A 22648-nucleotide genomic window follows, 5' to 3' on the forward strand; every position below is an offset into this window, starting at 1 on the left:
GCCGGCGCCGCCCTGGCCACCGGCCTCGGTGGGTACCCCGCCCTGTTCACCATCCTCGCCGCCACCGCGGCACTGGCCGCTCTGGCAGCCGGCGGAAGCACCCCCGGCCGTCCTGCCAAGGCCCCCCGCATCGGTCACCTCACCAGCGTCGCCACCGACTCCGCGCTCACCGACCGGCCACCGAGGTAGGACGCCCGGAAACCGCCAGGGCGCCTCGGCCGACGCAGGCGTACCGTGCGCTCTCCCCTGCGTGAGCGGGGCGCGGTCGAGGGTGTCCGGGTGTCGACGGCCTGACGTGATGGTCACTTGTTGCGCGGGTGCGGTCACGGAGAGCGATGTAGGGTTCGTTCTGTGTGCGCGGTCCGGTTCAAGCAGGTGCCCGCTCGGTCATGGCCGAGGGCGCTGATCGTCCTGCTCGCGCTGGTCACCGCGCTCACCGTTCACACCGACGTCGCCTCGGCCGTCGAGGTGGGCGGGACGGTGAACGTCCATTCCGCCTCGCCCGGTTGCGGCGACGAGGACGACGGTTCCAGCGGTCACAGCGACCCGTCCGCCGTCCGTCCCGCCAGCGTCGTGCCGGGACGCCCCGGGGCCCCACGCCTTCCCCGCATCCAGGCCCGGGAACTCGCCCCGGCCATGCCACGCCCGATCGTCGAGCCGCGCGCGTCGACCCCGGTCGCCGCGGCGGGGCGCGACGGCCGCGCTCCGGGTGCCGGTGCCCTCATCACCCTAGGTGTCTCTCGAACGTGATCGTCCTTTGGTGGACGGCCCGTCCCGGGGCGTCCACCCGCGTATCCACACACGTGTAGGACGATGCGGAGGACGCCATGCGCGTCAAGGACGTTCACACCAGCAACGAGAAATGGCGCTTCCACTGCCAGCGCTGCACCCGGAGTTGGGAGCAGGTGTTCGAAGCGCGCCAGAGCGACGCCCACACCGCCTGGTACCAGCACGGGCTGCCCAGCCAGCCGCCGTGGATCGACCCCGGATGCCCCTCCTGCGGGGCCTCCGCCAAGGTGTTCCCCGGCGGCGCGCTCATCCCGCCGCAGCCATGACCAGGAGGTCGGCCTGCCGCCGAGGAAGAGCCTCGGTGGGATGCCGACGCGTCTGTGAGTGAGGTGGCACCGACTGCGGCGCCGTGATGTGTGAGCTGCCCGGCGAAAAAAGGAACTGCGGGCGGCCGACGGCCCGGGGAATCCGGTGAGTCGGCCGCCCGCAGCGACGCCGTGGCGCTCAGCGAACGCCGTTGGCGCTCAAAGATCAGTGGTGACCGCCGTGGTGCCCACCGTGGTGACCGCCGTGATGGCCGCCCCCGAACAGCCGTCCGAACGGGCCGTGGTGCTCGTCGTGGTGCTCCTCGTAGACCTCCTCGTGGTGGGGAGGCTGGTAGTGGGGAGGCTGGTAATGCGGGGGCTGGTGGTGCGGAGGCTGGTAATGCGGGGGCTGGTGGTGCGGAGGCTGGTGGTGCGGGGGCTGCTGGTGGGGCTCCCCGTAGTACGGCTCCTGGTAGTACGGCTGCTCGTAGTGGTGCTCGTCGTGGTGGGGAGGCTGGTAGTGCTCGTCGTGGTGGGGTTCATGGTGCCGGTCGTGATGGTGGCCCATCGGTGCCTCTCCTCGATCGGTCGGTGGCCGGCGGTTTCGGCCACGCCCTTCAGCGACGCGGTGCGGGTGGTGAACGGGGATATGACGTGTCCATCGCGGTGCCGGTTGCAGCGGCATGAGTGACGCATGCCACTCCAGATCCCGTGATGGCCGAGGACGGGCGTGCGACGCTCCGCCGGGGCGTCGCACGCCCGTGGACGTTGCGGCGGGTCGTCTTCCCGGCGGGGTCAGTGCTCGTGGGGGCCGCGGTGGTGGACCGGGCCATGGACGTTCTCGCCGTCGGCATGGTCGGAGTGCTCCGGGGGACGGCTGGTGATCTGCAACAGGTCGGCGGTGTCGTCCTCGCCGACGTGGTCGACCTGCAGGGTGGAGTGCGTGATGGAGTAGTCCTCGCGGAGCAGGCGCTCAAGGCCGCGGCGGACGGCGTGGCAGTCGCCGCCCGGGGCGACCAGGACGTGTGCCGAGAGGGCCACCTGACCGGAGGTGATCTCCCAGATGTGCAGGTCGTGGATCTGGGAGACCCTGTCGAAGGTGACGAGGCGGTCGCCCACGGCGTCCGGGTCGATGCCGGCGGGGGCGGCCTCCAGGAAGATCCGGCCGGCGTCGCGGACGAGGCCGATCCCGGCCTTGAGCATGAGGACCACGACGATCAGGGAGGCGATGGCGTCGGCGCGGGCGAAGCCGGTGAACACCATCACCGCGCCCGCGATGACGGTGGCGATGAAGGCGAACAGGTCGGTGAGGATGTGCTGGAAGGCGCCCTCGACGTTCAGGCTGCTCCGGTTGGCCTTGGACAGCGCCCAGGTCGCCCCGAGGTTGATCGCCACCCCGACCAGGGCGGTACCCAGCACCAGGCCTCCGGTGACCTCGGGCGGGGAGATCAGGCGGCGGACCGCCTCGTAGGCGAGCCAGGCCGACAGCACCAGCAGCGTGATGCCGTTGGCCTGGGCGGAGAGGATCTCCGCCCGCTTGAGGCCGAAGGTGTACCCGCCCCGGGCCGGACGGGCCGCCAGCCGCATCGCCACCAGTGCCAGCACGATCGAGGCGGCGTCGGTCAGCATGTGCGCCGCGTCCGACAGCAGCGCCAGGGAGTGGGCCAGGAAGCCGACCACGACCTCGCCGGCCATGAACACCGTGATCAGGCCGAGCGCGATGACCAGCCACCGCCGGTCCGCGTCGGCCGCCACGCCGTGCCCATGACCATGCCCGTGGCCGTGCCCATGCCCATGGCCGTGCGCTTGCTCGTCATCGTGGTCGTGCTGCTCGCTCATGGTTCCTTCGGTCCTCTTGTTGAGGGGCGGCCACCGCTTGCCCACCGCACAGGTGCGCCACAAGCCGAAAGGGGGTGAGCCTGGCGCAGATCGGGTGAATCATGGCATAAGCAACTCACCGCGTGGGGCCCGTCCCGCAGGAACGTCGTGGACGTGGTTCGGGAGTGCCCACCCGCCGCTCACGCCCCTCGACGATCCGCTGCGGCCGCACTGCGCGGTACGGGTCGGTGAGCTCGTAGCCGGGACGGGCTCTGCCACCCGAGGCTTCCCGTCCGCGTCAGGCGCTACCGCCGGAGCCGGTGGTGATCACTCGGGCATGACCGCCGGTCTCCCGCCGGTCTCACTCTCGCTCTCGGTCCCCGCCGCGGACGTCATGAGGTCCGTCGCGGCTGCCGCCGGGACGGCGTCGCTGAGCCCGAGGTTGAGGTGTTCGACGTGGTAGAGCGCCTGGTCGAGGAGCGCGGCCACGTGATCGTCGTACAGCGCGTACACCACCGAGCGGCCCTGGCGGGTGCCCACCACCAGGCCGAGGTTGCGCAGAAGTCGCAGTTGGTGGGAGCAGGCGGACTGCTCCATCCCCACCTCGGCGGCCAGCTCGGTGGCGGGCGACGGGCCTTCGCGCAGGCGGGCCAGGATCAGCAGTCGTGACGGGGTGGCCAGCGCCTGCAGCGTGGTCGCGACCCGAGCCGCGGCGGCCGCGTCCAGTCGCGTGCGCGGCACTTCACCAGGTTGCGCGGATCCATGACCCATGGGCCCATGCTACGCCCCATGAAAGCATGAATTATTGTTCATGTGTTCCTGATAATGTGCCAGCGACGCCCGCTTCCACGGGCCACGACTCGATCCCGACCCTCGTACTCGACCTCCGAGCTCGGCCTCCGACGTCCCCTGGAAGGACTCCGCCCGATGACCTCCACCCTGGCCCGCCCGGCTCCCTCCGCCCCACCGGGAGAGGGGGCGGCGCCGCGGCGCCGCACCCGGATTCTGGCGCTGCCCGAGGCCCGATGGGCGGCGGCCGCACTGCTGCTGTTCCTGGCCGGACTGCCGGTCTACCTGCTGGACGGGCCGGACTGGGCCTGGGGCGCGCTGTTCGCCGCGACCTACGTCACCGGCGGATGGGAACCGGGATGGGAGGGCCTGAAGGCCCTGAAGGACAAGACCCTGGACGTGGACCTGCTGATGGTCGTCGCTGCGCTCGGCGCCGCCGCCATCGGGCAGGTGCTCGACGGGGCACTGCTCATCGTCATCTTCGCCACCTCCGGTGCGCTGGAGGCGATCGCGACCGCCCGCACCGCCGACTCGGTCCGCGGGCTGCTCGATCTGGCCCCCGCCACAGCCACCCGGCTGGCCGACGACGGCACCGAGGAGACCGTCCCCACCGACCGGCTGGCCGTCGGCGAGGTCATCCTGGTGCGGCCCGGCGAGCGGATCGGCGCCGACGGCCGTGTCCTGGACGGGGCCGGCGAGGTCGACCAGGCCACCATCACCGGCGAGCCGCTGCCGGTCGCCAAGCAGGCCGGGGACGAGGTGTTCGCCGGCACCCTCAACGGGACCGGCGCGCTGCGGGTGAAGGTCGAGCGCGACCCGTCCGACTCGGTGATCGCGCGCATCGTGGCGATGGTCGAGGAGGCGTCCGGGACCAAGGCCCCGACCCAGTTGTTCATCGAGAAGGTCGAGCAGCGCTACAGCGTGGGGATGGTCGCGGCGACGCTGGCGGTGTTCGCCGTCCCGACGGCCTTCGGCGCCGACCTGACCGGGTCGCTGCTGCGCGCGATGACGTTCATGATCGTCGCCTCGCCGTGCGCGGTGGTGCTGGCCACCATGCCGCCGCTGCTGTCGGCCATCGCCAACGCCGGACGGCACGGCGTGCTGGTCAAGTCGGCCGTGGTGATGGAGCGGCTCGGGCAGGTCGACCAGGTGGCCCTCGACAAGACCGGCACCCTCACCGAAGGCGTGCCGGAGGTCGGTGACATCCGCCCGCTCCCGGAAACGGGCCTGGACGAGGACGGGCTGCTGGCGCTGGCCGCAGCCGCCGAGCATCCCAGTGAGCACCCACTCGCCCGCGCCGTCGTCGACGCGGCCCGCGCCCGGGGCCTGGACATCCCCGTCGCGTCCGGCTTCGCCTCCACCCCGGGTACGGGCGTCACCGCCGCCGTCGACGGTCACCAGGTCGCGGTCGGCAGCCCGGCCCGGCTACTGAGCGGTCACGGCGCGCACCCCGTCACGGCGGTGGCCGAGCGGCTGGAGGAGCAGGGCCGCACCGCGGTGCTGGTCGAGATCGACGGCGCCCCCGCCGGAGTGCTGGGCATCACCGACCGGCTCCGGCCGGACGCCGCGACGACCGTCGCGGCTCTGTCGGCCCTGACGGGCACCGGGCCGATTCTGGTGACGGGCGACAACCCGCGCGCCGCCGCCCGGCTGGCCGACGAGGTCGGGATCGACGATGTCCGCGCGGGCCTGCTCCCGCACGACAAGGTCGCCGCCGTCCGGGAACTGGAGCGCTCCGGCCGCAAGGTGCTGGTCGTCGGCGACGGCGTCAACGACGCGCCCGCACTGGCCGCCGCCCACACCGGCGTCGCCATGGGCCGTGCCGGGTCCGACCTGGCCCTGGAGACCGCCGACGCCGTCATCGTCCGGGACGAGCTGGCCACCATTCCAGCCGTCGTCAACCTGTCGCGGCAGGCGCGGCGGCTGGTGGTGCAGAACCTGTCCATCGCCGCGCTGTTCATCACCGGACTGGTCGTCTGGGACCTGGTGGGCACCTTGCCGCTGCCGCTGGGCGTCGCCGGCCACGAAGGCTCCACCGTCATCGTCGGCCTCAACGGGCTGCGGCTGCTCGCGGAGGGCGCTTGGCGCCGCGCCCGCACCAGCGAGGGCCGGTGAGTTGATGCACCCGCGAGGCCGCCCCCGCAGGTGTGGGGGCGGCCCGTCCGGCTCGGCTTGGTCAACGACGCCGCCGGAGACATCGCCGCGTGGGTCGAGGCTGGTGGTCCGGGCCTGGCCGACCCTCCCGGAATCCTCGATCTGTACTCCTTCAGCCCTTCCCGCCGCATCCGCCACGCCCTCGAGCCGTGATGCTCGGGGCCGTGAGAATCAGCATGCGGCGTTCAACGCTCAGGGGTGAGCGGGCACCGGTTCGGCGTCTTCGGCGCTGTCGGTGTCCTCGGTGACGACCTTGGGGGTGGGACGCGGGGTGTTCATGAGGACGGCGACGATCAGGCCGCCGGCCAGGAGGATCCCCGCGGCCCAGGTGCCGGCCGTTGTGAAGCCTTCCAGCATCGCCTTCTTGGCGAGGGCCGGACTCCTGCCCTGCGAGGCGTGCGTGGCCAGGTAGTTCGCGGTCGCGCTGGTGGCGATGGTGTTGAGCAGCGCGGTTCCGATCGAGCTGCTGATCTGCTGCGAGGTGTTGACGCTGGCCGAGGCGACGCCCGCGTCGCGCGGGTCGATGCCGCGGGTGGCGTAGTTGAAGGCCACCGGCATGACCATGCCCGCACCGAAACCGAGCAGGAGTCCCGAGACCAGCACGCCCTGGACGTAGCCGGTGTCGGTCCCCATGGTCCGCAGCCACAGCATGCCGGAGGCGATGAGCAGCATCCCCGGAATGATCAGCATCCGCGGCGGGAGCTTGGGCAGGAGCCGGGTGGCGAGCCCGCCGGCCGAGACCAGCACCGCCACGGTCATCGGGAGGAACGCCACGCCCGTCCTGATCGGCGAGTATCCCTTGACGACCTGCAGGTAGTAGGTCAGGAAGAGGAACGCCCCGAACATTCCGACCATGGCCAGCCCCACGCTCAGATAGGCGCCGCCGCGGGTTCGGTCGGCGATGAGGCGCGGCGGCAGCATGGGCTGCGACACCCGGCTCTCGACCCAGGCGAATGCGGCGAGCAGCACGGCGCCCGCGGCCAGCAGGCCGATGACCTTCGCCGAGCCCCAGCCGCCGGACTCCGCCTGGCTCGTGCCGTACACGATCGCGACCAGCCCGCTCGTCACCAGCAGGACGCCGGGGATGTCGAGCCGGGCCCCGCCCTCGCTCCGCGACTCGGTCAGCATCGCCTGCCCGCCGATCGCCGCGATCAGGGCGATCGGGACGCTGACGTACAGGCACCAGTGCCAGTCCAGGTAGTCGGTCAGCGCTCCGCCGGCCAGCAGCCCGATCGCGCCGCCCACGGCGGTGATGGCGCCCCAGATCCCGAACGCCTTGGCACGCTCCTTGGGCTGGGTGAACGTCACGGTCAGCAAGGACAGCGCGGACGGTCCGAGCAGCGCGGCGAATCCGCCCTGCAGGGCACGGGCGCCCAGCAGCAGCTCGAAGTCGCCCGCCGCGCCGCCGAGCGCCGACGCGCCGGCGAAGCCGAGCAGTCCGATCAGGAAGGTCCGTTTGCGGCCGGTGTAGTCGGCGATCCGGCCTCCGAGCAGCAGCAGGCTGCCGAACGCCAGCGTGTACGCGGTGATGATCCACTGCCGGTCGCCGTCGGAGATCCCCAGATCCCGCTGGAGCGACGGCAGCGCGATGTTCACGACCGTCCCGTCCAGAACGATCATGAGCTGAGCCAACCCTATGAAGAACAGCGCGGCCCAGCGGCGCGAGCCGGCCGCCGGGGCCTGCGCCTTCGTGGTTGCCATGACTTCATCCTTACTTGTGGTGTTTCGTGCCACGCGGATCGTCGGCGCGGCGTCCTGACGGTCACAAGACGCCGACGCCCCGGCCCCTGTAACAACCGCGTTCGTGTGACGTGGGTCATTGCTCGTGGGGTGTTACAAAGCGGTGAGGAGCGGCGTCTTGTGCGTGTGGCAGGACCAAGGACGAACAGGGCAGGAGCCAGAGGCATGAGCCAGCGCAGCGACCGAACGACGGACACGGCCAGGCCGCGCGACCATGTCGGCCGCGTGGATTCGGCCACCGAGGTGTTCGTCGAGCACCGCAACCTGCTCTTCACCATCGCCTACGAGATGCTCGGTTCGGCCGCCGACGCCGAGGACGTCCTGCAGGAGACCTGGCTGCGATGGGTGGACGTCGATCTGGCCGCCGTCCGGGAGCACCGCGCCTACCTGGTGCGGATCGTCACCCGGAAGACGCTGGACCGCCTGCGCGCGCTGGGTCGGCGCAAGGAGTCCTACGTCGGGCCGTGGCTGCCCGAACCGCTCCTGACCACGCCCGACGTGGCCGAGGACGTCGAACTGGCCGACAGCGTTTCGATGGCGATGCTGCTGGTGCTGGAGACGCTCGCACCGGTCGAGCGGGCGGTGTTCGTCCTGCGCGAGGTGTTCGACCTGGACTACGACGAGATCGCCGAAGCCGTCGACAGGACCCCGGCCGCGGTCCGCCAGCTCGCCTACCGGGCCCGGTCCCACGTCGCCGCGCGCCGGCCACGCGGTTCCGTCTCCCCGGCTGACACCCGATCCGCACTGCTGGCCTTCCAGTGCGCGGTCGAGACCGGCGACATCCAGAGCCTCCTCGACATCCTGGCGCCGGACGTCGTGGCCCTGAGCGACGGCGGCGGAATCAAACACGCGCTGCTTCGGCCCATCGTCGGGGCGGACAAGGTGGCCCGCCTGCTGGCCGGCGGCTGGTGGAAGCGCGACGCCGAGAGGACGGTCGAGCTGGTCCAGATCAACGGCGGCCCGGGACTGCTCATCCGAATCGACGGGGAGATCGACGGCGTGGTGGCGGCGCTGGTCGAGAACGGCTACGTCACCGGCGCCTACCACGTCCGCAACCCCGAGAAGCTGTCGCGTGTGGAGCGCGAGACCACCGTGAGTCGCTGAGCCCGCAACGGCCCGCCGGCCCGTCCCGCGCGGCAGCGGACAGAGTCGCGTTCGCGGTGAATATCCGCTGGTCATGCAGGCCTCGGTTCGTCCGAACCGGTAACGTCGAGGCTGTGTCCGGTGTGCGAGACGGCTTCGACGCCGCCGTCCGAAACTCGCAGGCGCTGATGGTGCTGCGCGGCAACTCCGGCTCGGGCAAGTCCAGCATCGCGGCGGAGATCCGGCGGCGCTACGAGCGGCGGGACCTGGCCGTCGTCCCGCAGGACGTGGTCCGCCGGGAGATCCTGCGTGATCGCGACGTCCCCGGAGCGGCGAACATCGACCTGATCGACACCATCGTGCGCTGGACCCTCGATCGCGGGTATCACGTGCTCCTCGAAGGGATCCTCTACAGCGACCGCTATGGTGCGATGCTCGAGGCGTTGGTCGCCGACCATCCGGGCCCCAGCCTGCTGTACTACCTGGACATCCCGTTCGAGGAGACACTGCGCCGTCATACGACCAAACCCAACGCTCACGAGTTCGGGGAGCCGGAGATGGCCCAGTGGTATCGCGAACGGGACCTGCTGTGCGGCGTCCAGGAGACGGTGATCGGCCCTGACCAGTCCCTGCAGGACACGGTGGAGCAGATCATGCGCGATGCGCGCCTGCCGTCGACCTCGGTACCCACATCCGCGCGTCCTTGACATCGTGTGACACTGGCGGCCGTGCTGAGAACGGCACGGTCGATGTCTCGCCCGAGGTGGAGTGTGAGAGTGGAATCGCAGGAAGAGCCTCTCAGCGGAGGCGGCATGACCGAGGTGACGCGTGCCGGGGACGTGGTCTTTCGATCACGCGGCCCGGGCAGCGCGCAGGTCGAGCGCTTCCTGGCGTTCCTCGAACGCGAGGGCTTCGAGTACGCGCCCAGGTTCCTCGGGATCAGTCCCGATGACCGGCAGATGCTCAGCTATGTCCCAGGCGACGCAGGGGACTACCCACTGCCGGAGAACCTTCGCGGTCAAGCCACGCTGAGGTCCGCAGCCGAGGTCCTGCGCCGCCTTCACGACGTCGGCAGCGGCGTGGCCGAGTCTGTGACCGGCGGTTGGATGCTGCCGGACGTCCATCCTGCGGAAGTCGTCTGCCATGGGGACTTCGCCCCGTACAACTGCGTCTTCGACGGCGAGCGCGTGACCGGCGTCATCGACTTCGACGCCGCGCACACCGGCCCGCGCCTGTGGGACATCGCCTACGCGGTGTACCGCTTCGTCCCGCTGGCAGACCCGCGGAACCCGGTGGCGTTCGGCACCCTCCAGGAACAGGCCGAGCGAACGCGCGTCTTCTGCGACGAATACGGCCTGAAGGACCGGTCCGGCCTCGTCGACACAGTCTGCGCACGACTGCACGCCCTGATCGACTTCATGCGAGCGGAAGCGGCCGCCGGCCATGCCGCCTTCTCCAGGCATCTGGACGAGGGGCATGACCTGACCTACCTGCGCGACATCGAGTACCTGCGTCGAAACGAGGACACCATCACCTCGATCGTCACCGGCCCAGGGACGGGCTGACCACCTGCTTCAGACCACAGCCGACCCGCACACCCGCAACGACGGCGCCGCGCGGCGGATCCCCGCCGGGCGGCGCCATCGTCGAGGCGATCACGCTTGACCGCCGCCGACGCTCACGCCTGGTATCCCAGCAGGCTCATCATGCCCGATTCGGCGTGGTAGACGTTGTGGCAGTGGATCATCCAGCGGCCTGGGTTGTCGGCATCGAGGTCCACTTCCAGCGTCTTGCCGGGCAGGACGATCGCGGTGTCCTTGCGCAGGCCTGTGCCGACGAGCGCGAAGGTGTGGCCGTGCAGGTGCATGGGGTGCCACATGGTGGTGCGGTTCACGAACGACAGCCGCACCCGTTCACCGGAGCGCACCGGGTGGAGGTCCTTCGGATCGTAGGGGCGGCCATTGATCGCCCAGTCGTACTTCATCATGTCGCCGGTGAGTTCCAGCCGGAGCGTCCGGTCGGGCTTGCCACGAGGAAGAACAGCAGCAGCCAACGCGAGACGCCGCTCGCGTCAACGCGCCGCTGCCGTTCCATCAAGATCTCCCCTGAAGTCGCTCCCACGATATCCAGCACATGTCAGGAACCGGTTTCAGGTCTTGGAGAAGCATGGTTCGCACCAATGCGCCGCGTCCGCACCTGCCGTGTCGCTCGGCCGCCCTCGGCCGTCGGTCACCGTCGCCGGCTCACCGGTCACTGCCGAGGGTGAGCTGGCGGCGGTGGAAGTCGTAGTGCCGCGCGGGATACCGGTAGACATCGGCCAAGGTCATGTAGTCGGTGAAGAACGGGTCCCAACGCGCCGGGTAGTGCATCCCTCGCGTGAGGTCGACGGCGGTCTCCTTGTCCAGCCGCCGGTGCAGGGAGGCGGTGACGCGGTCGAACTTGGTTCCCATGCGCCGATGCCCGTAGATGTGGACCGCCACGCAGGGGCCGATGTAGTTGAAGTAGTCGAACAACCTGGTCGACAGGTTCAACGGGCGCGCGTACACCCGGCTCACACCCCTCGGCAGATGCCCGAACACGCGCATCAACACCAGCAGCGTCTGAACGATCATGTAGCCGAACAGCATGTGGAACAGCAGTTGCTCGTTGTTCCACCGCGTCCCGTTCGTCGGCCGCGCCAGATCCTCGGCCGTCGCGGCGTCCAGAAGCCGATGGAAATCCCGTCGCGCACGCTCCAACTCCGCATGGACCGTCTGCGCGTCCCACTCCGGAGTCACGGCCATCGGCCACCTCCTGCCGGCAAGAGCATCACCGATCCACCCACCACCGTAGGCCGCCGGCCCCGAGCGGGCCAGAATTCAGATCCTTTCGTGCCGGGACGGTGGAGCGTCGTGGCCTTCCTCTCGGGCCAGTGGTGATCACGAGGGTGCCGGTTCGGAAGGATCTTCGGGTTCCGTGCGGATGTATCCGCAGGTGGAGGGGGTGCAGGTGGATGCGTGGTCGCGGCCCCACAGGTAGGTGTCGCGTTCGGTCGCCCGAGCGAGGTGCAGCAGCCGCCGCTGTTGGCGCCTCGGGACGCTGGAGGGCAGTGCTGTGAAGGTCTCGGGGAGGACGGCGAGCATGCCGGTGACCTGGGCACCGTCGATCATCTGGAGGAGGGCGGTGCTCTGCCACCAGCGAGTTCGGCCGGTGGGGTCAGGCCAGTAGTGGTCGGCCGGGTCAGGCACCAGGTGGTGCGTGCCGCCCGGCGCCAGGTGCTTGCGGAGCCAGGGGCCGCCCTTGCCGAGACCTGGCCGGAGCCGTGCGGCTTCGTCGAAGAGCGCGCACACCGTGTCAGTGTCCATGGCTTTCAGCTCACGCGCCTGCCGTGGGAGCGGCGGCCGTCCCTCCGGCGCTTGTACCGGCCAACGTCCTGGCAGACCGAGCCGTTGCCGCCACGCCAACTCGGGCGGAGTCGTCGGGGGAGTGGGAAGCGGAGGAGGCGGACTCCACGGACGACCAAGACGCTCGAGATGAGCGGTGATCCAGACGCGCCCCTCCGGACCGGCGGTGTTCCAGGTGAAGCTCATCGGCCGCTCCGCCATCGCCCGCTCCCTGACCCGCATCGGCGCGTTCACGCGAGACGGCTGTTGAGCCATCGGACGGGCGGCACGTGGCAGGTTGTGGCAAAGGTCCGAAAGAAACCAGATGCGGGCGAGGTCGTCCTCCGGTGTTGCGCCGCCACGCTCCCGCCGGACGGAACTCGAGAGCTGACGGATCTCCACCAACGCCTTGGACAACAGGAGGGCCGCGACCTCGTGGTCGTCCATCGCCTCGGATTCGCTCCGGCTCATGCGCCCACGCGCCGTTGCTCTGCACGCCCTGCCCGGGCGATGACGGGCTCGGCGTCCTCAGGGAGCACGACGACGAACTCCCCGCCGGGCTGGGCGACCCGTGCGACGCCGACCTGACTCTGGCCGACCAGCAGGGGACGGAGCGCGTCTCGCCCCTCGCTGATGAGATCGAGGTGGGCGTGGGCGGCTACCCCGTTCGCCGGACCGATGACCCAGATCCTGATGCCGGCACCGGTGCGCAAAGCGTTCAGAAGCCTGGAGCGCAAGGTGTCCGGGCCTGCGGCCAAAACCAGGTCGTGCAGGCGTTCCTGCCCGCATGGACGATTGGGAGCGGACACCGCTCTGATCCGGCACTGCGGACAGGCGCGATCTGCGTCCGCTTCGAAGAGGTAAAGGTAGACCTCGAGTTCCTCTTCGGGGATGCCACACAAAGTGGCTCGCTTGGGCAGACCGCAGAAGAAGGTCTCCCCAGTGGTAGCCACCGCGTGGTCGAACTCAGGCGAGTCGCGATGGCCGGCCATGCTGAACTGGGCCGGTTCTCGAGCAGAGGCGAACGACCAGTCTTCGGCCATGAATCACCGTCCTTCCGTCCTCACCGATCATCACACCGATCCAAGCCTGGGGACTGCGCCGAGAAGGCGCCTTTCCCAAAGTGGCGGCCCTGGTGAGGTCCGGTGATGAATGGTTGAGGCCCCCCCATTGCAGGGGCGGCCGCGTTCAGGGGGTGGCACGATGAGCGGTATGGGGCGTGAGCGTGGGCAAAGCGGCAGGTCACTGGAGCTTCTGATGGTCCAGGCCGACGTTGAAGCGTTCAGCGCCGCGATCGCGCCCGACATCCGAGGCCAAGCCATGTGGACCGACCACCTGACGGCAGCCAGTGAGCATCTGACCGAGGTCCTGTCGATCGATGGCATTCAGGCACACCTCCAGCTCCTGGACGGTTCAGGCAATCAGGCCGGACCCTTGATCCAGTTCCTCAACACACACCGAGGCCCCTACAGCGGAGCCGAGGTGCTGGCTGATGGTCGGTATGTGCCGGTCAAGGGCCGCGAGACCTTGGATTGCGGGCGGCTGGCACACGTCTGGTTCCCCGGCGAGCAGCCACCCGAGGTGCGTGAGCGTTTCACCGCCCTGATCGCTCTGACCTATCGGCATATCCGCGCGGGCAGGTACCCACATGTCTCCTTCCGTGACGGCCGCCAGTGGCGCAAGTGCCGCATCGGCGCCCACGCTGAACAATGGCTGCGTGAAGACCCTCAGCGCGGCATCCGCCATGGTGGAGTGTTCCTCGAGCTCACCAAACCCTGAACGACTGAACCGTGGTGCACTCCGTGATGCGCGTAGCCCGAATCTATGCCTGCCGCAGCCCGGCCCCGGCACAGTTCTGGGCATGGCCGGCCGCTGTCGAGGCCGAGTGTGAGACGAGATGAGGTTCAGACCCTTCGAGCACCAGGCCAACGCCGAGCAGGACGGGCCAGTGAGCCACATGGCTGCACGGCCAGCGCCCACAGTCACAACAGACTGAGCTCAATCCATCTCATTCGGCCGGGTGGTGGGAGCACGCCGCAATCACCTCGTTGCCCATGGTCCCGTTTACACGGTGAAAGGCATCCAGATCGTAGGCGTCCAGGTCGTCGGCAAGGGTGCGGGTATCTGAAGCGTAGGCGCGGATCGCTTCTTTGACCTGCGGACCTCGCGCATCCATGGCGGCTCGGTCCAGCGACCTGGCGAACCCCTGGTATTCGATGGCCAAGGTACGGGCCCGGTCGCGGGTGATGCTGCTGGGCCTTCCGTCCTGGCTGGCGGTGAAGGAGTGCAGGGCCTGGCCCAGCTCGATGCATCCGGGGTCCAGGGTGGAGCGCGACGGGGAAGAGGACACTCGCGCGGGGCTGGTGGGCTTGGAAACGGACAACGGGGGAGCGGTGTAGGTGGAGGAAGGTGAGGCGTGGTCCTGGTGCTTCATCCAGCTGGCGAAGTGGTGCCAGTCGGTGAAACCGAACCAGCCAAGGATGGCCAGGACCGAGGCGGCCACCCCCAGCCATGCGGCCAGCTTCTCGTTGTTCCTCTCGCCAGGCTCATCGGTCATCTGCGCGACCCGTTCGGCCGTTCAGGGTGGACATGGGACAAGGATTCCCTTCGAAAGGACGATGGTGTTCGCATAAGGCCTCCTGTGACCGTCCATGATGAAGAACCATCCGCGGTCGCGGACTCTTGCTGGCCACGTGGGGTGCCATCGGGCCAGGTCACCGCAGGTCGCCCGAGCAGTCAAACAGCGACACGGCATCGGTGACCGGTGTGGACGGTTGGGCAGCTAGCTCGATCCAAGGGACTTCGCAGGGTGGCGGGCGTGGGCGTGCCGCAGCTTGTACCGTCGGGCCCTGTCGGCTTCGGAGGGCAGTCAAGGTGTTCGAGCACGTCAGCGCTGTCATGGCCTTCGTTGACGACCCGGAAGTGTGTGCGCTGGTGGGCCGCCGCTCTCGGCGGCGACGTCCACACCGATGTTGCGGACGGCGGGCAGGTGGAGTCAGGGCGGCGCATCTGCCAGATTCGTGATCCGTTCGGCCTGGTGGTCGGCCTCGAAGGGCCCTGAGGCGGGTGCTCTTGGCCTTGGTTTCCGCGAGGGGGTCTCATGTTCGAGATGAGGGTTGCCGGGGAGGGGGATCGGGACGGGATCGCCGCGATGATCCGGCGGCGTGATGCGTGGCTGTCGGCTCGCGGATGGCCGGGGTTCGGCGATGGGGGCGAGGCTCTGGCCGCTCAGGCGGGAGATGTCGATTTCCCGGTGTGGGTGCTGGTCCGTGATCAGGAGGTCATGGGCTGTACGACGCTGTTCGGTGAGGTGCCGGAGTGGTGCTTCACCGAGGACGAGCGGTCGGAGCCGGCGGTGTTCATGGCGTCGACGGTGACGGCTCCGAGCGAGGGCCTTCGCTTGGGGAGCCTGATCGCCTTCTGGGCCTTGGACCATGCGGCGGAGACCGGGCGACGGTGGGTGGGGCGCGCAACCTTCGAGGCACCGCTCATGCGCTACTACCGTGACGTGCAGGGCTGGGACCTGCTGCGAGAACTGGACCGGCGAGGACGGTCCGCGTTCATCATGGCGCGGCGGGCAGAACGTCGTCCGGAGCTCGCGAAGCTTTTCGAAACCACCTCGTTCGCCCTCGGCGTCCGCTGATCCAATCCGGCGTCGGGTCCCGGTGCCAGCCGGGGGTACCGGTCACCTGGGCGTGGGCGCGGAGTTGGCTCCTGGTTCTGGCGGTGTGCCTCCCCCCTCTCCGCCCGGGGAGGAGAGGGGGAGGGGCAGGGTTAGGCGCGGCTCCACTGCTGGTCGGCCCAGGCGGGGTCCAGCGGGGTGTGGGCGATGTGGTTGGTGTAGTTCGACAGCGTCTTCATGCCCACGCCCAGGACGACGTCCATGACATGGCGGCGGGTGTAGCCGGCGTCCAGGAAGGCCTGCACCTCGGCGTCCTCGACCCAGCCGCGGCCGGACACCATGAGCTGGGTGAAGCGGCGCGCCGCCTCCAGGGCGGGATCCTGCAGCGGCTTGCCCGCCCGCAGCGCCTCGACCACCTCGGATGACACCTTCGAGCGCAGCGCCATGGTCGAGTGCGCGGCCACGCAGTACTCGCAGCCGTTCTCCACGCTGACGGTGATCCAGACGACGTGCTTGGCCAGCACCGGCAGCGAGGACTTGCCGAACAACTCGGCCAGAGTGTTGTACCCGGCCAGCAGCTCGGGTGACTCGGCCATCACGGCGTTGAGGGTGGTCACGAACCCCATCCGCTTCTTCGCCGCCTCTAGAAGGGGGCGGGACGCCTCGGGCGCGGAGGTCTCGTCGTACACGGTGAACTCGGTCATTCTCAACTCTCCTTCACAAGGGGGTCCGGCGCGCGCAGTGAGTCCAGCGCCGCCGTCACGGTCGTTCTCAGGTCGGCCGCCGGCGCTCCGGCCCGCGACCGCAGGTTCACCCCGTAGGCCAGCAGCGCCAGCACATCTGCGCTGGTGTCCACGTCCACGCCGGATCGCAACTGCGAACGTGACCGCGCGGCCTGGAGCGCCGCGGTCATGGCTCCGCGCAGCGCCGTGTGGTGCTGCTCCAGCACCTGGCGCACCTGCGCGTCCTCACCGCCGGGACCATCGGCGGCGACAGGCGGAGCGGTCCCGGCATGGGCGTTGGAGACCATGCAGCCCCAGCGGGCGTACGGGCCCTCGCAGCGCGCCTGGATCAGCTGGTCGAAGAAGGCGGCGATCGCCGGAATCCCGCGGCCGTCGGTGGCCAGCGCGTCCAGGACGGGCCCGGACCGCCGCTCGACGTAGCACCGCAGCGCCGCCACGTACAGCTCCTGCTTGCCGCCGAACGTGGCGTACAGGCTGGACCTGCTGAGTCCGGTCGCCGCCACCACGTCACCGACCCCGGTCGAGGCCGCGCCACGCCGCCAGAACAGCTCCACCACCTGGTCCAGTGCCTGGTCGGGATCGAAGTGCTTGACGTCGGGCACGGCCTTCCTCCTATCTTGGAACGACCATTCCAAGATAGAGGTGGGAGTGCCTCCGCCACAACCCTCGGTGGGCAAGGCGAACACGCCGTGAGCGCGTGGTCCTCCCGGTGGCGGGCCTGGTGAGGGCGGCGTTGCTCGCGATCGAGGCGGCAGGCCTAGCGGGGGACCGGGTAGGTGAGGTGAAGGGCACGTCGTCCCTGGACGACGACCGGATCGTCGAGCAGGAGGTGCCCGCCCCCGATGTTCGAGAAGTACGGGACGCCCTCGCCGAAGAGCACCGGTACGAGGCTGACGCACACCGCGTCCACCAGACCGAGGGCGAGCGCCTGCTGCGTCACGTTCGCACTGGCGATCGTGACGTTCTTGTCGCCGGCGATCTGTCTCGCCCGATGGACCGCCGCCTCGACTCCGTCGACGAACGTCGTTGTCGGCCACTTCTCCGCAGCGTCCGCCGGCGGGTGGTGAGTGACCACGACAACGGGCGCGCCGGCAGGGTGTTTGTCATTCCAGCCACCGGCGATGTCGAACAGGCGCCGTCCGCTGATGAGCGCGCCGGTGTCCTCGGTCAGCTCTCGCAAATACTCCGCACTGGCCTCATCGACGTTGAACGAGACCTCCTCGCTGGGGTTCGGCACGACCACGTCTCCGGCGCCGTACCAGTCGAACAGCTCGCCGGTCAGGTTGTCCGGTTGTGCGATGTATCCGTCCAGCGACATCGTCATATGGCTCAAGATCTTGCCCATTGGCGGCCCTCCTCCGGGTCTCGCTCGGCCCGGGGACTCCCGGCCCGTGCGACGTGGGTCTCATAGGAAGACCGACCCGGACGGCGGAATTCATCGCGCAGGGTTGAACGAGACCGTCCGGAGCCGTGACCGGCTCGCCAGCTGCCTGCTCATCGGCCAGAAACTCGCCGCGCCCTCTTGGGCGCAGATCCCTTGGCCGGTGGCAGGCCCGGCGGGTGCCGGGCCTGCCACCGCGACGCGTTCCGCGAATGTTGACGCGTCCGTGGCACGCATGCCAGGCGCACCTTTGCGTTGGGGGGGGCGAAGGCCGTTCAGTTGTTCTACGCGAAGCCTCGCGGGCTGCCGCCGTAGTCGTTGCGCGGCGTCTACGAGCCGCTGGCGGCGCTGATGAACTGGTGTCCGGCGTTGTTGTTCTTCAGGGTGGTGTTGAGGTTGCCGCTCGTGCTGGGCGGGAAGTCCTGGTAGGCGCCACCGTAGTTGCGATTGAAGTAGACGCGGACGGTGTGTCCCGAGCGGTTCCAGACCGATCCCGCGTTGTCTCCCACGCACAGGCCTTGGCCGTTGCCAGGACCTATGAAGGTGTAGCAGGACGGCTGGGTCGTCCCGAGATCGGCGACCGATCCGGTGAAGTCGGAGACCGAACCGGACAGATCGCCGTTGTAGTAGTAGCAGAATTCGCCGCTGTCGCAGACGCCGTCCCGGCCGGCGGCGGAAGCGTGCGAGGCGGTGGCGACAAAGGGGGCCGTCATGGACAGTGCGGCGCCGGCGATGGCGAGCGTCCTACGTACGTACGTCATGCGTCCTCTTTCGCGGAGTGATTGACGATCGGGGGATGGGAAAGGGGTGTCGGCCGCCGCCCGAGGAGTCGTTGAGGTTGATGGTGCCGATGGCGCAGTCCGGGGCCGCTCTGGTGCGCGTTTCCGGGTGGGTCAGCCGCAGCGCTGGTCGGTCTTGCCGCTGCTGACGTAGGAGCCGTAGATGAGGGTGGCGTCGGCGTAGGTGCACTTGCCGCCGCCGGAGAAGCCGGGCGACCAGAAGTCCGCCTGCCGGGTGTTGTAGACGGTCCGATCGCTTTCGCTGGTCTCCACGCCGGGCGAATGGACCCAGACCTCGCCCAGGTCGACCGTCCAGGTTCCCGAGTGGCTGTTGCGGTAGGACTGCCAGACGTAGGCGTAGGCGAAGTTCTGCTGGCAGCTCGGCGACCAGTACTGCTTGATGGACATGGCCGACTGCCCGTGCTCGTCGGTCACGACCTTGGTGCTGCCCACCTGGTAGGCGTCGGAGCAGGAGCCGATCTCGGACGCGGAGGCCGGGCCGGCCGTCGCGACGAGCGGGGTCACGGCGATGGCGAGCGCGGCCAGCCCGGTGGAGACGCGGGGAATCGAGCGGTGCAAGGAGATCTCCCTTTCGAAGGTCCGGCCCCATACGCGGGGTGCGGGAGGGCGCCGGGAACGCGGACGAGGTAGAGGCCGACGGGGAAGGAGGGACGCCGTCCGGTGGAGCCCGGCCGGTTGTGACGTTTCGAGGGTCCGGGAAGGGAATTCCGAAATCCTTCCGCCGCGCTTCCCTCCGGCTACCTCCGGGACACAAAGAGAAAGTGCCCGACAGTTGCTGCCGGGCACTTGTCGGGTTCTGTCACACGCTCAGAGGAGGATGCGGCCATCGGCGTACCCGGTAGGGGAGCCAGAACGCGTACTCTCCGATACGGGCGACGAGTTGTTCGCTCTCCAGATCGGTCAGGACGTCCGCCGGGACGGCGTCGGCGAGGACGCCGTATTCGAGGTCGTGGATGGCGTCGCGATAGTCCGGGTCGTCGATGATGTACCGGGAGAGCACGGACGATCGGCGATCGCGGACCTCGGTGAACCCGGGGCCCATCCGGTACACGCATTTGGCGAGGTAGAAATCCCGCCGGAGATCGGCGACCGCGGAATCGCCGTCCCGGACACCGGTGATCTCGACGGGCGGGCTGAGGTGGCTGAACGATGACAGGCAGGTCCGGTCGGCGGCCGCGACCAGGCGCCAGGAGACCACGATGCCCCAGGAGGTGAGCTCCCTGACCACGACGAGCGCACGCACGGCCGCTCGGCCGTCGCCGGGACGGGCGAGGTCCACGGGCTCGGGCAGCTCGACGTGGCGGATGCCGCGTTGGAACAGCGCGCGGGCGTCGGCCGCAGGGTCGGAGCCCAGCGTCTGGTGTCCGGCGTGGAGCCCTGGGACGTGGCGCAGTGCGGCCGTGTGGTCCCTCCACAGGATGGCTTGGAGAGTCATGAGCCGGCGAACCTCGCCAATTCCTGGTTCGTCGCCCGGGTGGCGAGGTGGATGTACTGGCCGCCGTCGTGGAAGACCAGTCCCAGGGACGTCCAGCGGTCGAGGATCCGCTGGAGATCGTCGTGCGTCACGTTGACTCCGAGTTCGGCCGTGAGGCGTTTCACCAGCGACAACAGGCCTCTCGGGCCGTCGAGCAGGCGGAAGAGCGCCAGGCTGACGGGGTCGGCGATGGTGAACTCGCTCCATGCGTAGTGCGGCCTGCTGTTGGAGAAGAGCACCGCGTCGTCCATTTCCCAGTGGACGAGCCGGCAGTCGGAGTGCGAAGAACGCCAGGTGTCGACGGCCGATTCGAGTCGGTCGGCGGTCTCCTGGCCGATTCCCCGTTCCGGAGCTGAGAAGAGATAGGCCATGTCGAGGAGTTCGCGGTCGGGCAGGTCGTAGATGATCCGATAGTGCCCGGCGGGCCGCAGCTCGGCGAAGCCGAGTTCGGGACGGTCGAAGTAGGGGCTGAACCGCTCGACCACGATGCGGGACGCGGACGCCGGCGGGGTCAGGTGGTGCAGGGCGGGGAACTGGTCCATGACCGGCAGGTAGTCGCCGTCGCGCTCGCCGGGAAAGCCGTACAGGTAGTTCCAGGTGGGCCACACTCCCACCGACTGGGCGTCCCGGAGCATCCGGACGTTCATGCAGCCGGTGACCCCCTTGTCCATGAGGTTCAGCACGCGTTTGTTGAGGCTCTCGATTCCCGGCTGCACCTGGACGACTCCGGCGCGTGCGAGGTTCGCCAGCTGGTGGCGCCGGACATTGGACTTGATCTCGTAGTGGAACCGGAAGTCGTAGCCGGATTCCGCCAGGGCCGGCAGGAGCGAGGTGAAATAGCCCATGTCCATGATGTTGTCCGTCACCAGGAAATCGAGCACCTGGTGACGGATGGCGAGGTCGACGAGCTCCTCGAAGAACGACTCGGGGGACTTGCTCCGGAAGGTCATGGACGACCCGTTGAGACCGCAGAACGTGCAGTGGTGCTTCTCTCCCCACCAGCATCCGCGTGCCCCTTCGACGACCAGTTTCGGGCTGGCCCAGGACTCCACGATCGAACCCTCGACCCGCTCGAAGTAGTCGTCGAACACGGGCCGGGCGATGGCCGAGGGCGAGAGGGCCGTCAGGAGCGTCGGGTTCACGTGAGCGGTTCCGTCCTGGTCGCGCCAGCACAGGCCGGGGATCGGGGCGAGGTCGCCGTCGTCGGCGAGCGCCGTCAGCAGGTCGGCGAAGACCGCTTCGCCTTCGCCGCGGACGACGTAGTCGACGGCGGGGAAGTTGCGGTGCATCGCGGCGCCCTGGACGCCGTCGCAGTTGGCTCCGCCGAGGACCGTCCGGATCGCGGGGTTCAGTTCCTTCACCCGCTGCGCGGTGGCGAGGGAGGCGGTGTTCTGTTGGAAGGTCGAGGTGAATCCGACCAGGTCAGGGCTGGTGGCGACGATGCGGTGGGCCAGCCGGTCGATGAACTCGGGCGCCAGTGCGTGCAGGGTGTGGCTGAGGTCGCGTTGGTGTGGGGTCCATTTGCCTTTCATGGACGCGTCGAACTCGTCGGCCCGCCAGCTCGGCACGCCGTGGAGCGCGCTGGAGAAGACCCAGTCGCCGCAGCCGTCGAAGTAGGAGCCGATCGAGTAGTAGCCGTAGTCGTCGAAGGTGAAGGATCGCTGCTCGGAGACCCATTCGCAGAAGTCGACGTTGGCGTGGAGCACCTCCACCTCCACCTCCACCTCGTCCGCGGGGAAGCGGCTTCCGGCGACCGACGTGAGGATGCCGAGGGCCAGGGAAGGGACGTCCACCGAGGCCCACGGCATGTTCACGAGCACGATGCGCATGGTGCGGGACCTAGCGAGCCGCCGTCTTGCGGACCATGATGATCGTCTTCCTCTGGGTGGACCGGGGGTCGTCGAGGATCAGGGGCTTCTTCTTCATCGGGGTTCCCTTTCGGCTTCGTGCTGGCGGTCCCAGGAAGCTAACGAGGGCCGCTTCCATGGTCCTTCCGCTCGGCTTCCGCCGGTCTCAGGGCGGCCGCCAGGCGTTCGAGGTCGTCGGCGGCCGGTCGGTTCCCGATCTCGTGGTAAATGGTGCGGGCCGCGAGATAGGACGTCTGGGCCTCCTGGTCCTGCCCGCGTATCCGGAAGGCCTCGGCGAGCCACGAGTGCACCTGCGCGAGGAAATGCGAGGAGATGGACGACCTCCCCGGCTCCCTGGCGCTGTCGAGGTGGCCGATCGCTTGCGCCACCCGGCCTTCGGCCAGGTCCAGGCGGGCCATGACGTAGTGCGTCTGGGCCTTCCCGACGTCCATGTTGAGCTGGGTCAGCAGGCCCAGGCCGGAACGGATGAGCGAGGCGGCCCCGGGTCTTCCCAGCGACAGTGCGGTCAGGCCGAGCGTGAGGAGGGTGAACGCCTCGGACTGGCTGTCCTCGCGCTCTCGGTAGAACGCCAGTGCTTGCTCGGCCAGGTCGAACGCCTCGTGGTGGTCGCCCTGCTCCCGTTTGATGATGGCCAGGTGGCGCATGGCGGCCGCTTGTTCGTGGGGCATGCCGTTTCGTGTGGCGTGGTCGAGGCTTCGTCCCATTGCGGCGATGGCTTCGGTGTTTCGTCCTTGTTCGTAGTCGTTGAGGGCGGATTCTCGTTCGGCTCGGACGGCTGCG

General features: G+C 69.2%; 27 protein-coding genes. 11 read left to right on the forward strand and 16 right to left on the reverse strand.

What is annotated here, in order from left to right; translation table 11 throughout:
* The 4 genes from AB0L06_RS43165 to AB0L06_RS43180 form a co-directional block, all read left to right on the forward strand.
* On the forward strand, positions 1–189 hold a 189-nt coding region (locus AB0L06_RS43165), incomplete at its 5' end, for a hypothetical protein (protein ID WP_500237553.1).
* Positions 190–351: 162 nt separating this feature from the next.
* Complete coding sequence (locus AB0L06_RS43170) at positions 352–750, forward strand: hypothetical protein (protein ID WP_500237555.1); 399 nt, start codon at positions 352–354, stop codon at positions 748–750.
* A gap of 77 nt (positions 751–827) precedes the next feature.
* Entirely contained in the window at positions 828–1055 is a 228-nt protein-coding gene (locus AB0L06_RS43175) for a hypothetical protein (protein ID WP_500237557.1), read from the forward strand.
* Between the two features lie 211 nt (positions 1056–1266).
* A complete protein-coding gene (locus AB0L06_RS43180) occupies positions 1267–1725 on the forward strand; it encodes a hypothetical protein (RefSeq protein ID WP_500237558.1) in 459 nt (152 codons plus the stop codon).
* A 104-nt stretch (positions 1726–1829) separates the two neighbouring features.
* Here the strand turns inward: AB0L06_RS43180 and AB0L06_RS43185 are convergent, their stop codons facing one another.
* Together AB0L06_RS43185 and AB0L06_RS43190 are read right to left on the reverse strand one after the other, a co-directional pair.
* Positions 1830–2873 carry a cation diffusion facilitator family transporter gene (locus AB0L06_RS43185; RefSeq protein ID WP_500237559.1) on the reverse strand — a complete coding sequence of 348 codons (1044 nt, stop codon included), beginning with the start codon at positions 2871–2873 and terminating at the stop codon, positions 1830–1832.
* A gap of 306 nt (positions 2874–3179) precedes the next feature.
* The gene (locus tag AB0L06_RS43190; protein ID WP_500237560.1) at positions 3180–3593 is read right to left on the reverse strand and encodes an ArsR/SmtB family transcription factor; all 414 of its coding nucleotides are present in this window, start codon (positions 3591–3593) and stop codon (positions 3180–3182) included.
* Positions 3594–3779: 186 nt separating this feature from the next.
* Between AB0L06_RS43190 and AB0L06_RS43195 the strand changes: the two genes are divergently transcribed.
* Positions 3780–5756, forward strand: a complete 1977-nt coding sequence (locus tag AB0L06_RS43195; RefSeq protein ID WP_500237561.1) for a heavy metal translocating P-type ATPase — start codon at positions 3780–3782, stop codon at positions 5754–5756.
* 231 nt (positions 5757–5987) lie between these two features.
* On the opposite strand, the gene AB0L06_RS43200 is transcribed toward AB0L06_RS43195, so the two are convergent.
* Positions 5988–7496 (reverse strand): MFS transporter, encoded by a 1509-nt coding sequence (locus AB0L06_RS43200; protein ID WP_500237562.1) that lies wholly within the window; start codon positions 7494–7496, stop codon positions 5988–5990.
* A 204-nt stretch (positions 7497–7700) separates the two neighbouring features.
* On the opposite strand from AB0L06_RS43200, the gene AB0L06_RS43205 reads away from it, so the two are divergent.
* From AB0L06_RS43205 to AB0L06_RS43215, 3 genes are all read left to right on the forward strand, one after another.
* Positions 7701–8639 carry an RNA polymerase sigma-70 factor gene (locus AB0L06_RS43205; RefSeq protein WP_500237564.1) on the forward strand — a complete coding sequence of 313 codons (939 nt, stop codon included), beginning with the start codon at positions 7701–7703 and terminating at the stop codon, positions 8637–8639.
* A 113-nt stretch (positions 8640–8752) separates the two neighbouring features.
* Positions 8753–9325, forward strand: coding sequence for a P-loop NTPase family protein (locus AB0L06_RS43210; RefSeq protein ID WP_500237566.1), 573 nt, complete (start codon positions 8753–8755; stop codon positions 9323–9325).
* Positions 9326–9430: 105 nt separating this feature from the next.
* Positions 9431–10183: a phosphotransferase family protein gene (locus AB0L06_RS43215; RefSeq protein WP_500237568.1), complete on the forward strand. Its 753-nt coding sequence runs from the start codon at positions 9431–9433 to the stop codon at positions 10181–10183.
* Between the two features lie 113 nt (positions 10184–10296).
* On the opposite strand, the gene AB0L06_RS43220 is transcribed toward AB0L06_RS43215, so the two are convergent.
* The 4 genes from AB0L06_RS43220 to AB0L06_RS43235 all read right to left on the reverse strand — a co-directional run bounded on the left by AB0L06_RS43220 (position 10297) and on the right by AB0L06_RS43235 (position 13023).
* Entirely contained in the window at positions 10297–10671 is a 375-nt protein-coding gene (locus AB0L06_RS43220) for a multicopper oxidase domain-containing protein (RefSeq protein ID WP_500237569.1), read from the reverse strand.
* Between the two features lie 190 nt (positions 10672–10861).
* Positions 10862–11401, reverse strand: a complete 540-nt coding sequence (locus AB0L06_RS43225; protein WP_500237571.1) for a DinB family protein — start codon at positions 11399–11401, stop codon at positions 10862–10864.
* Positions 11402–11536: 135 nt separating this feature from the next.
* Positions 11537–11962, reverse strand: a complete 426-nt coding sequence (locus AB0L06_RS43230) for a hypothetical protein (RefSeq protein WP_500237572.1) — start codon at positions 11960–11962, stop codon at positions 11537–11539.
* A gap of 485 nt (positions 11963–12447) precedes the next feature.
* Complete coding sequence (locus AB0L06_RS43235; protein WP_500237573.1) at positions 12448–13023, reverse strand: hypothetical protein; 576 nt, start codon at positions 13021–13023, stop codon at positions 12448–12450.
* 169 nt (positions 13024–13192) lie between these two features.
* Between AB0L06_RS43235 and AB0L06_RS43240 the strand changes: the two genes are divergently transcribed.
* Positions 13193–13759: a hypothetical protein gene (locus tag AB0L06_RS43240; protein ID WP_500237574.1), complete on the forward strand. Its 567-nt coding sequence runs from the start codon at positions 13193–13195 to the stop codon at positions 13757–13759.
* 229 nt (positions 13760–13988) lie between these two features.
* Here the strand turns inward: AB0L06_RS43240 and AB0L06_RS43245 are convergent, their stop codons facing one another.
* On the reverse strand, positions 13989–14537 hold the full coding sequence (locus AB0L06_RS43245) for a hypothetical protein (protein WP_500237576.1): 549 nt from the start codon (positions 14535–14537) through the stop codon (positions 13989–13991).
* Positions 14538–14888: 351 nt separating this feature from the next.
* Between AB0L06_RS43245 and AB0L06_RS43250 the strand changes: the two genes are divergently transcribed.
* Positions 14889–15041 carry a hypothetical protein gene (locus AB0L06_RS43250; protein ID WP_500237577.1) on the forward strand — a complete coding sequence of 51 codons (153 nt, stop codon included), beginning with the start codon at positions 14889–14891 and terminating at the stop codon, positions 15039–15041.
* Positions 15042–15080: 39 nt separating this feature from the next.
* The gene (locus AB0L06_RS43255) at positions 15081–15623 is read left to right on the forward strand and encodes a hypothetical protein (protein WP_500237578.1); all 543 of its coding nucleotides are present in this window, start codon (positions 15081–15083) and stop codon (positions 15621–15623) included.
* Positions 15624–15754: 131 nt separating this feature from the next.
* On the opposite strand, the gene AB0L06_RS43260 is transcribed toward AB0L06_RS43255, so the two are convergent.
* From AB0L06_RS43260 to AB0L06_RS43295, 8 genes are all read right to left on the reverse strand, one after another.
* On the reverse strand, positions 15755–16306 hold the full coding sequence (locus tag AB0L06_RS43260; protein ID WP_500237579.1) for a carboxymuconolactone decarboxylase family protein: 552 nt from the start codon (positions 16304–16306) through the stop codon (positions 15755–15757).
* Between the two features lie 2 nt (positions 16307–16308).
* The gene (locus tag AB0L06_RS43265) at positions 16309–16947 is read right to left on the reverse strand and encodes a TetR/AcrR family transcriptional regulator (protein WP_500237580.1); all 639 of its coding nucleotides are present in this window, start codon (positions 16945–16947) and stop codon (positions 16309–16311) included.
* Between the two features lie 155 nt (positions 16948–17102).
* The gene (locus AB0L06_RS43270; RefSeq protein ID WP_500237581.1) at positions 17103–17690 is read right to left on the reverse strand and encodes a dihydrofolate reductase family protein; all 588 of its coding nucleotides are present in this window, start codon (positions 17688–17690) and stop codon (positions 17103–17105) included.
* 365 nt (positions 17691–18055) lie between these two features.
* Complete coding sequence (locus tag AB0L06_RS43275) at positions 18056–18487, reverse strand: peptidase inhibitor family I36 protein (protein WP_500237582.1); 432 nt, start codon at positions 18485–18487, stop codon at positions 18056–18058.
* 132 nt (positions 18488–18619) lie between these two features.
* Positions 18620–19084, reverse strand: coding sequence for a hypothetical protein (locus AB0L06_RS43280; RefSeq protein ID WP_500237583.1), 465 nt, complete (start codon positions 19082–19084; stop codon positions 18620–18622).
* Between the two features lie 241 nt (positions 19085–19325).
* A complete protein-coding gene (locus AB0L06_RS43285; RefSeq protein WP_500237585.1) occupies positions 19326–19961 on the reverse strand; it encodes a DUF5825 family protein in 636 nt (211 codons plus the stop codon).
* Positions 19958–21829, reverse strand: a complete 1872-nt coding sequence (locus tag AB0L06_RS43290; protein WP_500237586.1) for a RiPP maturation radical SAM C-methyltransferase — start codon at positions 21827–21829, stop codon at positions 19958–19960. The genes AB0L06_RS43285 and AB0L06_RS43290 overlap by 4 nt, the downstream gene beginning before the upstream one ends.
* A 137-nt stretch (positions 21830–21966) precedes the next feature.
* The coding region (locus AB0L06_RS43295; RefSeq protein ID WP_500237588.1) for a tetratricopeptide repeat protein at positions 21967–22648 on the reverse strand (682 nt) is incomplete at its 5' end.

The organism is Spirillospora sp. NPDC052269 (genome assembly GCF_040679435.1).
Classification (GTDB): Bacteria; Actinomycetota; Actinomycetes; order Streptosporangiales; family Streptosporangiaceae; genus Spirillospora.